The 12328-nt window shown below is 65.3% G+C and carries 13 protein-coding genes; 9 read left to right on the forward strand and 4 right to left on the reverse strand.

What is annotated here, in order from left to right; genetic code table 11:
* Nucleotides 1-30: 30 nt before the first annotated feature.
* The 5 genes from L0U81_RS07440 to L0U81_RS07460 all read left to right on the forward strand — a co-directional run bounded on the left by L0U81_RS07440 (nucleotide 31) and on the right by L0U81_RS07460 (nucleotide 5181).
* A complete protein-coding gene (locus L0U81_RS07440) occupies nucleotides 31-1536 on the forward strand; it encodes an aminotransferase-like domain-containing protein (protein WP_233801297.1) in 1506 nt (501 codons plus the stop codon).
* A 120-nt stretch (nucleotides 1537-1656) separates the two neighbouring features.
* The gene (locus tag L0U81_RS07445; protein ID WP_233801299.1) at nucleotides 1657-2142 is read left to right on the forward strand and encodes a PaaI family thioesterase; all 486 of its coding nucleotides are present in this window, start codon (nucleotides 1657-1659) and stop codon (nucleotides 2140-2142) included.
* An 82-nt stretch (nucleotides 2143-2224) separates the two neighbouring features.
* Nucleotides 2225-3223, forward strand: a complete 999-nt coding sequence (locus L0U81_RS07450) for an NADP-dependent oxidoreductase (RefSeq protein ID WP_233801302.1) — start codon at nucleotides 2225-2227, stop codon at nucleotides 3221-3223.
* A gap of 23 nt (nucleotides 3224-3246) precedes the next feature.
* The gene (locus L0U81_RS07455) at nucleotides 3247-4128 is read left to right on the forward strand and encodes an SDR family oxidoreductase (RefSeq protein ID WP_233801304.1); all 882 of its coding nucleotides are present in this window, start codon (nucleotides 3247-3249) and stop codon (nucleotides 4126-4128) included.
* Between the two features lie 93 nt (nucleotides 4129-4221).
* Nucleotides 4222-5181, forward strand: a complete 960-nt coding sequence (locus L0U81_RS07460) for an alpha/beta hydrolase (RefSeq protein ID WP_233801306.1) — start codon at nucleotides 4222-4224, stop codon at nucleotides 5179-5181.
* A gap of 46 nt (nucleotides 5182-5227) precedes the next feature.
* Here L0U81_RS07460 and L0U81_RS07465 read toward each other — a convergent pair whose 3' ends face one another.
* From L0U81_RS07465 to L0U81_RS07485, 4 genes are all read right to left on the reverse strand, one after another.
* A complete protein-coding gene (locus tag L0U81_RS07465; protein ID WP_233801308.1) occupies nucleotides 5228-6094 on the reverse strand; it encodes an NRDE family protein in 867 nt (288 codons plus the stop codon).
* A 120-nt stretch (nucleotides 6095-6214) separates the two neighbouring features.
* Nucleotides 6215-7279, reverse strand: coding sequence for a CAF17-like 4Fe-4S cluster assembly/insertion protein YgfZ (gene ygfZ, locus L0U81_RS07470; protein WP_233801310.1), 1065 nt, complete (start codon nucleotides 7277-7279; stop codon nucleotides 6215-6217).
* A gap of 590 nt (nucleotides 7280-7869) precedes the next feature.
* The gene (locus L0U81_RS07480) at nucleotides 7870-8289 is read right to left on the reverse strand and encodes a DUF4279 domain-containing protein (protein ID WP_233801313.1); all 420 of its coding nucleotides are present in this window, start codon (nucleotides 8287-8289) and stop codon (nucleotides 7870-7872) included.
* Nucleotides 8290-8297: 8 nt separating this feature from the next.
* Nucleotides 8298-9026 carry a hypothetical protein gene (locus tag L0U81_RS07485; RefSeq protein WP_233801315.1) on the reverse strand — a complete coding sequence of 243 codons (729 nt, stop codon included), beginning with the start codon at nucleotides 9024-9026 and terminating at the stop codon, nucleotides 8298-8300.
* Between the two features lie 228 nt (nucleotides 9027-9254).
* On the opposite strand from L0U81_RS07485, the gene L0U81_RS33515 reads away from it, so the two are divergent.
* The 4 genes from L0U81_RS33515 (at nucleotide 9255) to L0U81_RS07500 (ending at nucleotide 12305) form a co-directional block, all read left to right on the forward strand.
* On the forward strand, nucleotides 9255-9383 hold the full coding sequence (locus L0U81_RS33515) for a hypothetical protein (protein WP_267956605.1): 129 nt from the start codon (nucleotides 9255-9257) through the stop codon (nucleotides 9381-9383).
* Between the two features lie 142 nt (nucleotides 9384-9525).
* Complete coding sequence (mltG, locus tag L0U81_RS07490; protein WP_233801317.1) at nucleotides 9526-10536, forward strand: endolytic transglycosylase MltG; 1011 nt, start codon at nucleotides 9526-9528, stop codon at nucleotides 10534-10536.
* On the forward strand, nucleotides 10536-11156 hold the full coding sequence (tmk, locus tag L0U81_RS07495; RefSeq protein ID WP_233804254.1) for a dTMP kinase: 621 nt from the start codon (nucleotides 10536-10538) through the stop codon (nucleotides 11154-11156). The genes mltG and tmk overlap by 1 nt, the downstream gene beginning before the upstream one ends.
* Before the next feature lie 96 nt (nucleotides 11157-11252).
* Nucleotides 11253-12305, forward strand: a complete 1053-nt coding sequence (locus L0U81_RS07500) for a DNA polymerase III subunit delta' (protein ID WP_233801319.1) — start codon at nucleotides 11253-11255, stop codon at nucleotides 12303-12305.
* The last annotated feature ends 23 nt before the right edge of the window (nucleotides 12306-12328 follow it).

Raw genomic sequence — 12328 nt, forward strand, 5'->3', positions numbered from 1 at the left:
CGGCGAGCGATCTATCCGCACCATCGGCTCATGAGCGAACCCCTCTTCACACCGCAAGATCTCTCGACGGACCGGCCAGCCGAGCGCCAGCCGCTTTACCGGCAACTGGCCGACCAATACCGCCGCGCGATCGGCAACGGTGTGCTGCGCCCGGGCGAGCGCATGCCGTCGATGCGCGCATTCATGCAGCGCCACGGCGTGAGCCTCGCGACAGCGACCGAGAGCTATCGCGAGCTCGAACGCGCCGCGCTGATCGACGCCCGGCCGCGCGCCGGCTATTTCGTGCGCGTGCCGCCGACGGCTGTGTTGCCCCGCGCCGCCGAGCCCGATCTCGCGATGCAGCCCGGCGCCGCCGCGCAGTTCGTCGGCATTCACTCGGAAATTTCGGCGCTCGTGTCGAAATTCCAGCGCCATCCGCACGCGCTCAATCTCGGCGGCGCGACCGCGTCGCCCGATCTCTATCCGACCGATGCGCTGCAAAAAGCCGCCGTGCGCGCGTTGCGCCGGCGGCCTACCTTGCTGACCGCCGTCGGGCCCGATCAGGGTGATCCGGCGCTGCGCGCCATCATCGCCCGGCGCGCACTGGAGGCCGGCAGCCAGCTCGGCGCGGACGCCATCATCATGACGCACGGCGGCGTCGAAGCGATGAACCTCGCGTTGCGCGCGGTGACGCAGCCGGGCGACACGGTCGCGGTCGAATCGCCGTGCTTCTTCGGATTGCTGCAGGCGCTCGAAAGTCTCGGACTGCGCGCGCTCGAAATTCCGACCAGCCCGAGTACCGGCCTCGCGATCGAGGCGCTGTCGTTCGCGCTGGACACGCATCCGGACATCAAGGCGGTCGTGGTGGTGCCGAACCTGCAAAACCCGCTCGGCAGCGTGATGCCGGATGCGCACAAGGCGAGCCTCGTCGAACTGTGCGCGCGCGCCGGCATCGCGCTGATCGAGGACGATCCCTACCGCGAGCTCGTCGATGCCGCGCAGCCGCTTCGCTCGCTGAAAGCCTGGGACACCGATGGCACCGTGATCCAGTGCACCTCGTTCAACAAGACGCTGGCCCCTGGCATGCGCGTCGGCTGGATCAACGGCGGCCGATGGCATCGGCGCATCGGCATGCTGAAGTTCGCGCAGTCGCGCCACAACGAACAGTTGTCGCAAGTCGTGCTCGCCGGGTTCCTGGAGACGAGCGCGTACGAGCGCCATTTGCGGCGTTTGCGCGAGAGCTTGCAACTGCAGCGTGAGCGGATGGCCGCGGCAGTGGCGGCATCGTTTCCCGACGGCACGCGCTTCACGCCGCCGCGCGGCGGGATGTTTTTCTGGATCGAATTGCCGCGTGAAGTATCGTCGTCGGCTTTTTTCGATGCCGCGTTGGCTGACGGTATTCGCATCATGCCGGGCACGGTGTTTTCGAACGCGGGGCGTTTCGATCACTTCATCCGGCTCAGCTGTCCGAGTGCGGATCTGGATCTGACCGACGAAGCAGTGCGCAGACTGGGGCGCCTGGCGGCACGGATGGCGGCCCATGCGCCAACGCGATAGCGGGTATCATTTCCGGTTGCGAGCAGCCACCGAGTTGACGAAATGGCGTGATGCGCAAGCTCGCCGAACCTGCCGAAGGCTCCACACGCGCCGTCGGCTACCCAATCTGATACCCAGGTAATGACCGATCCATCCACCCCATCCAGAACGGGCCATGCATCGTTGCTCGAAAGCCCGTTCGTCGAGCGTCTCGGCGCACAGTTGTTGTCGGCCGCCGACGGCGTCAGCGAAGTCGTACTGCCGTTGCAGCCCGATCATATGAACACGTGGGACGTCGCGCACGGCGGCGTCACGATGACGCTCGCCGACGTCGCGCTCGCGACGGCCGCGCGCAGTCTCGCCGCCGACGGCGTCGGCGTCGTTACCGTCGAGATGAAGGTCAACTTCATGCAGCCGGGCCGCGGCGAGTTGCGCGCGACCGGCCGCGTGCTGCATCGCTCGACGACGATGGCCTATTGCGAAGGCGAGATCCGCGATAGCGCTGGCCACTTCGTCGCGAAAGCGCTTGGCACTTTCAAGTACATGCGCCGCCTCGCGGTGGGCCGCGACATCGCGCAACAGCGTCTGCGCAGCGATCCGTCGGCGAAGCCCGGTCCGAGCGACTGAGCACCCATCGCATTCAACCATTCAAGGAAAGACCTGGATCCACCGGATGCAGGTCAGCCCATTAATCCAAGGAGACGACCTCATGGCCCAGATCAACCGCCAGTTGCTGCTGGTTTCGCGCCCGCAAGGCGAAGCCACGCCCGATAACTTCAAGCTCGTCGAAACGCCGCTCGCGCCGCTCGCCGACGGCGAAGTGCGGGTGCGCAACCATTACCTGTCGCTCGATCCGTATATGCGCGGACGCATGAACGACAGCAAGTCGTACGCGGCGCCGCAGCCGTTGAACGAAGTGATGATCGGCGGCACGGTCGGCGAGGTCGTCGAGACGAGGAATCCGAAGTTCACGGTCGGCGACAAGGTCGTCGCGATGTTCGGCTGGCAGGAGTACGGCACGTCGAACGGCGCGGGCATGCAGAAGGTCGACGACACGCACGTGCCGCTGTCGGCGTATCTCGGCCCGGTCGGCATGCCGGGCGTCACCGCGTGGTACGGGCTGAACCGCATCATCGCGCCGAAGGCGGGCGAGACGGTGGTCGTCAGCGCGGCGAGCGGCGCGGTGGGCAGCGTGGTCGGCCAGCTCGCGAAGGCGGCGGGGGCGCGCGCGGTCGGCATCGCGGGCGGCGCGGACAAGTGCCGCTATGTGGTTGAGACGCTCGGCTTCGACGCGTGCGTCGACTACAAGGCCGGCAATCTGTACAAGGACCTGAAGGCCGTCACGCCCGATGGTGTCGATGGCTACTTCGAGAACGTCGGCGGCGAGGTGCTCGACGCCACGCTCGCGCGCATGAACGCGTTCGGGCGCATCGCGTTGTGCGGCTTCATCGCGGGCTATGACGGCCAGCCGCTGCCGCTGAAGCATCCGTCGCTGATGCTCACGCAGCGGCTGCTGGTGCAGGGTTTTATCGTCACCGAGCATATGGACGTGTGGCCCGAGGCGCTCAAGCAGCTCGGCGCGCTCGTCGCGCAGAAAAAGCTGCAATATCGCGAGACGATCGCGCAAGGGCTCGAAGCCGCGCCCGATGCCTTCATCGGTTTGCTGAAGGGCCGCAACTTCGGCAAGCAACTGGTCAAGCTGATCTGAGCATGACGCTAGGGAGTCAGAGGATGTTCGAATTCGCAGGCAAGGTGGCGGTGATCACCGGCGCGGGCGGCGGCTTCGGCCGCGCGTTCGCGCACAAGGGCGCGGCGCTCGGCATGAAGCTCGTGCTCGCCGACGTCAACGCCGACCAGCTCGCGCAGACCGTCGATGCATTGCGCGAAGCCGGCGCCGACGCGATCGGCGTGCCGACCGACGTGTCGAGCGCCGCGCAGGTCGAGGCGCTCGCGCAGGCAGCGCTCGCCGCGTTCGGCAAGGTGCACGTGCTGTTCAACAACGCGGGCGTCGGCACCGGCGGCTTCCTGTGGGAAAGCACGGCGAACGACTGGTCGTGGGTGTTCGGCGTCAACGTGATGGGTGTCGCGCACGGCGTGCGCGTGTTCGCGCCGATCATGCTCGCTCAGAACGAGCCCGCGCATATCGTCAACACGGCGTCGGTGGCGGGGCTGCTGGCGCCGCCGGCGATGGGCATCTACAACGCGTCGAAGCATGCGGTGGTGGCGCTGACCGAGACGCTTTATCACGACCTGAAGCTCGCGCAGGCTGGCACGGACGGCGAGGTCGGCTGTTCGCTGCTGTGTCCGGCTTTCGTGCCGACCGGCATCGCGGATGCCGAGCGCGCGCGTCCCGACGGGTTGCGCAACGCGAGCCGGCCGACGCGCTCGCAGATCGCCGCCGGCAAGCAGTTGCAGCGCGCGGTGCAGTCGGGCAAGCTCACCGCCGCCGATGTCGCCGACATCGCGTTCGAGGCGATCGCCGCGCGGCGTTTCTATATCATCACGCATCCGGGCATCATAGCGACCGTGAAGCTGCGCCACGAGGATATCGAACAGTTGCGCGAGCCGTCCGATCCGATGTCGCTGAAGCCCGAGGTGAAGAACGCACAGTAGCGGCGCGGCCGGCGAGGCCGGTGCGCCGGCTCCTGCTCACTTTTGGCGCAGCCGCGCCGCCCGATGCGCGACGCGCGTCACGTTGCCGAAACCATGCCGCTGAATCCCACGATCGAGCAGGTGCTCGACATGATCGCGCGGGCGAAACGCCCGCAATATCACCAGATGAGCCCGCAAGCGGCGCGCGCGTCGTACGAGAAAAGCGCGCCGATTCTCGAGATCGCGAGCGCGCCGATGTTCTCCGTCGAAGACCTGCGCGTGCCGACGCGCGACGGCGCGACGATCCGCGCGCGCCTCTACTTCCCGGTCGAGCCGAACTGGACCGAACCGATGCCGGCGTTCGTGTACTACCACGGCGGCGGCTTCACGGTCGGCAGCGTCGATACGCACGATGCGCTGTGCCGGATGTTCGCGCGCGACGGCCAATGCGCGGTGCTGTCGGTCGATTACCGGCTCGCGCCCGAGCACAAGTTTCCGACCGCGGTCGACGATGCTTTTGACGCGCTAGGCTGGCTGCACGAGCACGCGGCCGAATTCGGCATCGACGGAGCGCGGCTCGCGGTGGGCGGTGATAGCGCGGGCGGCACGCTCGCGACGGTTTGCGCGGTGCTCGCGCGTGATGCCGGCATAGCGCTCGCGCTGCAATTGCTGATCTATCCGGGCACGACCGGCCATCAGCAGACCGACTCGCATTCGCGCCTCGCCGACGGCTTCCTGCTGTCGGGCGACACGATCCAGTGGTTTTTCGAGCAATACATCCGCGACAGCGGCGATCGCGACGATTGGCGTTTCGCGCCGCTCGACGGCGAGCGCGGCGCGCCCGATTTTCGCGGCGTCGCGCCCGCGTGGATCGCGACCGCCGAATACGATCCGTTGAGCGACGAGGGCGATGCGTATGGGGAAAAGCTGCGCGCGCTCGGCAATTCGGTCACGCTCAAGCGCTACCCAGGCATGATCCACGAATTCTTCAAGATGGGCGGCTTCGTGCCCGAAGTCGCGCAAGCGCATGCGGATGCGGCGGCCGCGTTGCGCTCGGCATTCGGCATCGGGTGAGGGCGCTTCTCGCGACGCGGTGAGCGGCTGGCCTGTGGCCGGACGATCACGCCACGCTCATCCGGTCGCGCTCGACATTGAACGCGAAGCTGCGCTCGAAATCGCCGGGTCGCACGATCCGGTGCGAGCCGTTGTCGTCGCTGCGCTCGGCGATCGCGACGCCGATCACCTCGCCATACGCGGCGACGCGCAAAGCGGTGGTGCTGCGCGTGCCGTAATCCGGCGATTCGATGAATGCCGCTGACAGCACGCGTTCGCGCTCCAGCGAAATGCCGGTCGATGGCAATTCGTCATCGCGCGCGAGGCGCGGATCGCGCATCAGATCGATCAGCCGTTCGAGCGGCGGCATCGCATCGCGCGCGAGCAAGGTGCCGAGCTCCGCACGCTTTCTGACGAGCTTCGGCCATGCGGTATCGAGCACTGCGTTCGAGATGCCGTGCGTGCCCGGCGCGAGCAGCGCAGGGCCGCCGCTGGCGTTGACGCCGCCGCGATTGCAGTACCAGGCAAGCTCGCGACGCGTCCAGTCGCCGACCAGCAGATTGAAGCCGTTATAGATGTCGCCGGTTTGCGCGACGTGTTGCAGATACGCGAGCGGCGTCTCGTGCGGATGGCCGTCGGCGTCGCGCGCGGCGCTGGTCAGCCAGTCGCTGACGAGCGTGCCGCGGGTCGGCGCATCGGCGCGCATTTCGCCGGGCGCGCGGTAGTTGGTTAGCGCGGCGAAGCGGCCGTCGCGCGACAGCCCAAGCCACGTGCCGCCGCCGACGAGGTCGCGACCCGCCAGCACGTCCGGCGCGTCGCGCCACCAGCCGATCGGCTCGGCCGTGCGGCGGAAGAACTCGTCGCGATTCGCGGCGAGCGTGAACAGCGGACCGTCGAGCGCATCAGGTCGCCAGTCGAATACGATCAGGCACATCGGGAGCGTCTCCCGCTCAGAGCGTGGGGCTGCCGCCTTGTGCGGCAAAAATCGGACGAGAATAAAGCAGCCAATAAAAAAACGGCGCTCGGTTGCGCCGCCTTTTACCGTGCCTGACGATCAGACCTCGGCCGGCAAGCCGTAGGGCAGCGTCAGGAAGCGCAGCGCGGGGCCGTCGGCCGCGCCGAGATGCACGCCGCCGCTCTCGAGCGCCATGAGCTTGATCTCGACCAGCAGATCGACGCCGCCCGCCTGCGCCGACGCCGCGTTGACGATCATTCCGCACGGCTGGCCCGGATCGTCCGAGTGGAACAGCTCGGTGCCGGGGCGGACCGTATCGAGCTCGCCCGCGACGTTGGCGAGCGACGTGCGCCGTTTGATCGTGCCGCGATACTGACTGCGCGCGACCACTTCCTGACCTGGATAGCAGCCCTTGCGAAAATTGACCGCGCCGAGCACGTCGAAGTTGACCATTTGAGGCACGAATTGCTCGACGACCGGCTGCGTGATGCGCGGTTCGCCCGCGCGGATGTCGAGCCAGTCCCACACCGCCGGCGATACGCGCTTGAGCTTGCCGTCGAGCGACGGCAGCAGCGCTTCGACCTGCGCCTTCGGCCCGATCCACAGATAGCGCAGCCGCTCCAACGCATCCGGCACGCGGATCAGCGTGCCCGCCGTGCCGTCGACCTGCACGTGCACACCGTCGGGCAGCGCGTCGAACACGCCGGACAGCGCGCGGCGCACGTCGCCCGCGAGGCCGATCACCGTGAGTTCGCCGCTCGTATCGGCGAGCTTCGCCTTGGCGCGCAGCACGAACATGGACAGGCGCTTTTGCACCGCGGCCTGCACGTCTTTCGACACCAGCAGGCGGATCGTGTCGCCGCTGCGCCAGCACAGGAACGACGCGAGCAGCCGGCCCTTGGCCGAGCAGTAGCCGGCAAGGCGTGCGTTCGCGGCGTCGAGATGCTGGACGTCGTTGGTCAACTGGGCGTGCAGGAAGCTCGCCGCGTCGTCGCCGGTCGTGTCGATCACGCCGAACTGCGGTAGCGGCATGTAGGCGCCATGTTCTAGCACGGCGGCGAACTCTTCGGCCGACGGGCGCGGCAGCACCGGCAATGCGGCGGGCGCGGCGGCGGGAGCGTGAGCTGAGGCGTTGCCAGGTGCACTAACGAGCGGTGTGTTCATGGATTCCGGGAACAGTCAATTCTGACTTTGGCTAGGGCAAACAGTCATTATATTCAGTCCAACCCGGCCACGTTTTGCATGTCCCTGCTGAAATAAGGCTTTCGGAGAGCCTTATGCAGCAAGGTTTGCACGTTGTCACCCTTCGGTTGCGCCCATATTGTGGCCATGTTGGCGTGCTGTACCAGATGGTCAGGCGCAAGATGGGCATGCCGGAGAACGTACCAACTTGCCCAAGTATGGCGCACGTCGTGAAACCGGAAGTCCTCCGTCCCCGCGCGAGCACACTGCCGGTCCCACTGCGCGCTGCACCAACTGGTCGTCGGGATCGGCTTGCCGCATCTGACTGAAAGATGCGGCGGCGAGCCTGACGAGAGGCACGCTGATCGACTACGTGTCTAGTGAGCTGAAGCAGACGCTGGCCTTCTGGTTTGGCATGACGGCCGCTGGCTTGTCGCAGACGCGTGCGATTACGCAGTTCGCAGTGTCGCCCGGGGCTGTGACCGATGACCCTGCTGCCGCGGACGAAAAGTAAATGGACGACATGAAAAAGCCGACTTGCGAGGGTCGGCTTTTTCGTTTGGATGTCGATCCTAGCGGTACTCGTCAATCTCGACCGTGCCACCCATCGCTTCCATCATGGCGCGGATATCGTCCGGCACGTCGGGCACGCGGTCCCCAGCTTCGTTGTCCCAATAGCAGAAGAAGCGCATCTGCGCGCCGGTACGCTTGAGCAATTCCGGCAAATCCGATCGAGGCAGCGCCAAGCGCTCGACCAGATAGCGAAGATGAGGGCTTAGAAGGTCGCTCTGGATGTGCTCCTTACTTTGGATTCCCCACAGCCCAACACGAGCCGGAAACTCGCTAGTCTGACCAGACGGCGTGACGCGAAATTGCCCTTTCACGGTCTGCGTATCCGGCTCGACGCCAAAATAGTTTGTCCAGAATTCGGGCGGCTCCACGTCTTGATAGATAGAAAACGACGCGTGCGCACATTGATAGGGAGATTTCATTTTGTTCCTCACGGAGCCCAATTGTGCATGTTGTCGATAATCTCGCCATTGAACTCAACGTCTCCTCCGTCGTGCCAAATGACGTTATCGTCGCCGCGCAACCTGTAGAAGTACTTCATCGCGTGAATCATGTCACCGAATGTTTTCCGGTCGTAGCCGAGCATCCTGGCCGCATAGTTTTCCTTGTTCGTACTGGCCGCCAGTTCCTCCGCGTCGCCGTCCGGCATATCGGGCTGATAGTTGAACGGCTGCGCATTGTTCAGCGGCGTTGCAGGAGAAGCAGGCACTGACGACGCGGATTGAGGCGACGTCACCGCGCTTGCCAGTGTGTCCGGCCTCGGAGAGTCATTCGCTCGCGCAGTGTACCTGCGCCGTTTCCGCTCTTCCTCGATATAGCGCTCGACGTCCTTCCGCGAAGGCACGAAAATCAGACTACCCCTTTCGATCTCGCGGCAGATTGCCCGAGCAACCTGCAGGTTGTTCATCCTGTAGATGGGGGGACGCCCTGCATCATTCGTCCTCCCAAGCAGTCTACGCAGGTTATCCATTTCCACGGCGTCCGAGGTCCACGACTCCGGTCTCGCCCACCTCAGGAAGTCATCGCGAGCGGCCTGCAAGGCCTCCTGCAATTCGTCGTGCTCCTCGCGCGAAAGCTGCCCACCCACCCCGCGCCACCATGAGGCAATGCGGAATCCCCACGCCTCCTTTATGTCCATGAAATTCCGGCTGAACCGCATCCCGACTCCACGCCATTAGCTATTAGACCGGTCGCAAGGCTAGCAGGCAGCGACGGTATGGGAAATGGGCGGTGGATGATTCCGATGTCAAAGATGGTGCGGTCGCCGAAAGCACCTGGCACCTAACGCCGACACTCACACGCCGAATCGAGGCCGGTCTGTCGGCTTTGATGCTCGTGAGGGTCTGATCTGGTAGGCCCATTGCTTCCTGTGCCGCTTGTGCCGGCTGTGGACGCCTACCTCGCCGCGCATGAGGTCGAGCGGCTCGATGTCGAAGCCAAGGGCGATTTCGGTGGTCAGCTGGCGGATCCCGATGCCAAGGGCGGCGATCTGCGCGAGCGGGCGGAGGGCTTGTGACCAAAGCGTGCCCACATCTATACAATACGGGGCGGAAAGGGTCTAAAAACCTGCAAATGGGCAAAGCCCCAAAGCTGATCGGTGCGAGACTTTTCCGTTAAAAATCAGTCTGTTGCAATCTAAACGCTAATTCTTTCCCGTCGTGACCCTCCTGAAGAAATGTTTCGTCGCCGGCGCACTTGTCGTTGTGCTGGCCGCGGCGGCCATCGCCGCCGGATATTACTGGGCCACCCGTCCGCTCGAATTGACCCCGGCGCAACTCGACGTCACCGTCAAACCGCACAGCAGCCTGCGCAGCGTCGCGCAGCAGCTCAATCGCGGCGGCGTGCCGGTCGAGCTCGAGCTGTTCATCGCGATGACGCGGCTACTGGGCCTGCAAAGCGAGCTGAAATCCGGCAACTACGAGTTTAAAAGCGGCATTACGCCGTACGAGGTGCTGCAGAAAATCGCGCGCGGCGACGTCAACGAATACGTGGCGACGGTCATCGAGGGCTGGACCTTCAAGCATATGCGCGCCGAACTCGACGCGAATCCCGCGCTGAAGCACGACACGCTCGGCATGAGCGACGCCGATCTGATGAGCGCGATCGGCGCGCCGGAGGCGTCGATCGGCAACGGCGAGGGGCTGTTCTTCCCGGATACCTATCTGTTCGACAAGGACACGAGCGACCTCGACATCTACCGCCGCGCGTACCATCTGATGCGCGTGCGTCTGGACGAGGCGTGGCTCGCGCGCGCGCCGAACCTGCCGTACAAAACGCCGTACGACGCGCTGACGATGGCGTCGATCATCGAAAAGGAAACCGGCAAGCCGTCCGACCGGCCGCTCGTCGCCGCGGTGTTCGCCAACCGTCTGCGCGCGGGCATGCCGCTGCAGACCGACCCGACCGTGATCTACGGGATGGGTGACGACTACGCTGGCCGCATCAGGAAGAAAGATCTCCAGACCGACACTCCCTACAATACCTACACCCGGACGGGCCTGCCGCCGACGCCGATCTCGCTGCCTGGCGTCGCGTCGCTGCAGGCGGCGATGAACCCGGCGCAAAGCAGCGCGCTGTACTTCGTGTCGCGCGGCGACGGCAGCAGCATCTTTTCTGACACCCTCGGCGAACACAACAAGGCCGTGGACAAATACATTCGAGGGCAATGATGGCGCGCGGCAAGTTCATCACGTTTGAAGGCATCGACGGCGCGGGCAAGACCACCCATCTGGGCTGGTTCCGCGAACGGCTCGAGGCGAAGCTCGCGCCGAGCGGCCGCGCGGTGGTGATGACGCGCGAGCCGGGCGGCACGCCGCTCGGTGAGCAGATCCGCGAGATCGTGTTGCATCAGAAGATGGACCTCGAAACCGAGGCGTTGCTGATGTTCGCGCTGCGCCGCCAGCATCTGGCCGAGGTGATCGAGCCGGCGCTCGCGCGCGGCGACTGGGTGCTGTCGGACCGATTCACCGACGCGACCTTTGCGTACCAGGGCGGCGGCCGCGGCTTGCCGCGCGACAAGCTGGAGGCGCTCGAGCGCTGGGTGCAGGGCGGCTTCCAGCCGGATTTGACGGTGTTGTTCGATCTGCCGCCCGCCGTCGCGAACGAGCGGCGCAGCGCCGCGCGCAATCCGGATCGCTTCGAGAGCGAGTCGGCGGCGTTTTTCGAGCGCACGCGCGCCGAATACATGCGCCGCGCGGAAGAAGCGCCGCATCGATTCGCTATCATCGACTCTTCGCAAAGCATAGCTCGAATCCAGAAGAAACTTGAAGAATTGATTGCAATGCTTTGATTTTAAGGCAATATAATTTTTCATTATGGTGGTGCGCGATATTCACAGAACACGTGAAGTAGTGCTTACAACTTATTGATTCAAAAAAGATAAACGATGATCTATCCGTGGCAAGCCGATGACTGGAACCGCCTGCAGCAACTGCGCGGCCACTGGCCGCACGCGTTGTTGCTGCATGGCCAGGCGGGCATCGGCAAGCTGCGCTTCGCGCAGCACCTCGCGCAGGGTCTTCTGTGCGAGGCGTCGCAGCCGAACGGCGAGCCGTGCGGTGCGTGCGTGGCCTGCAACTGGTTCATGCAGGGCAATCATCCCGACTACCGCGTCGTCGTGCCGGAGGTGCTCGCTGCCGAAGTCGGTCCCGCGAACGCCACGAACGGCGCCGACGACAAGGCCGAAAAAACCGACAAGGCCGATGGCGACGAAGGCAAGAAGACCCGCACGCCGAGCAAGGAAATCAAGATCGAACAGGTTCGCGGTCTACTCGACTTCGTCGGCGTCGGTTCGCATCGCGGTGGCGCACGCGTGGTCGTGCTGTATCCGGCCGAGGCGCTCAACGTCGCGGCCGCCAATGCGCTACTGAAGACGCTCGAAGAACCGCCCGCGGGCGTCGTGTTCCTGATGGTGTCGGCGCGTATCGACCGTTTGCTGCCGACCATCATCAGCCGCTGCCGTCAGTGGCCGATGAGCGTGCCCGCGTCGGACGCCGCCGCGCAATGGCTCACCGCGCAAGGCGTCAAAGACGCGCCCGCGCTGCTCGCCGAAGCGGGCGGCGCGCCGCTCGCCGCGCTCGCGCTCGCCAGCGACGAAAACCGCACGCTGCGCGACTGGACGCTCAAGCAGCTCGCGGCCGGTGCCGGGTGCGACGCATTCGCGTGCGGCGAGGCGCTGCAGAAGCTGCCGGTGCCGCTCGTGCTCGGCTGGCTGCAGCGCTGGATGTACGATCTGCTCGCACAGCGCACCGCAGGCTCGCCGCGATATTTCCCGCAGGCGTCGGCCGCGCTCACGCGCTGCGCCGCGCAGGCCGACGCCAATGCTTTCGCGCGCTTTCTGCGCACCGTCACCCGTCAGCGCGCCGTCGAGAACCATCCGTTGAACGCGCGGCTCGTGTTCGAGGAACTGTTTATCGGCTATCGCTCGCTGTTTGCGTGAGCCGGCCGTAACGAATTCCGTCT

The sequence above is a fragment of the Paraburkholderia sp. HP33-1 genome (assembly GCF_021390595.1).
Taxonomy (GTDB): Bacteria; Pseudomonadota; Gammaproteobacteria; order Burkholderiales; family Burkholderiaceae; genus Paraburkholderia.

Bases quoted from the DNA above. Each gene is read 5' to 3' on its own strand.
- L0U81_RS07440 (WP_233801297.1), top strand. From the start codon at position 31: ATGAGCGAACCCCTCTTCACACCGCAAGATCTCTCGACGGACCGGCCA.
- L0U81_RS07500 (WP_233801319.1), top strand. From the start codon at position 11,253: ATGATCTATCCGTGGCAAGCCGATGACTGGAACCGCCTGCAGCAACTG.
- L0U81_RS07485 (WP_233801315.1), bottom strand. From the start codon at position 9,026: ATGCGGTTCAGCCGGAATTTCATGGACATAAAGGAGGCGTGGGGATTC.
- tmk (WP_233804254.1), top strand. From the start codon at position 10,536: ATGGCGCGCGGCAAGTTCATCACGTTTGAAGGCATCGACGGCGCGGGC.
- L0U81_RS07460 (WP_233801306.1), top strand. From the start codon at position 4,222: ATGCCGCTGAATCCCACGATCGAGCAGGTGCTCGACATGATCGCGCGG.
- L0U81_RS07445 (WP_233801299.1), top strand. From the start codon at position 1,657: ATGACCGATCCATCCACCCCATCCAGAACGGGCCATGCATCGTTGCTC.
- ygfZ (WP_233801310.1), bottom strand. From the start codon at position 7,279: ATGAACACACCGCTCGTTAGTGCACCTGGCAACGCCTCAGCTCACGCT.
- L0U81_RS07450 (WP_233801302.1), top strand. From the start codon at position 2,225: ATGGCCCAGATCAACCGCCAGTTGCTGCTGGTTTCGCGCCCGCAAGGC.
- L0U81_RS07480 (WP_233801313.1), bottom strand. From the start codon at position 8,289: ATGAAATCTCCCTATCAATGTGCGCACGCGTCGTTTTCTATCTATCAA.
- L0U81_RS07455 (WP_233801304.1), top strand. From the start codon at position 3,247: ATGTTCGAATTCGCAGGCAAGGTGGCGGTGATCACCGGCGCGGGCGGC.
- L0U81_RS07465 (WP_233801308.1), bottom strand. From the start codon at position 6,094: ATGTGCCTGATCGTATTCGACTGGCGACCTGATGCGCTCGACGGTCCG.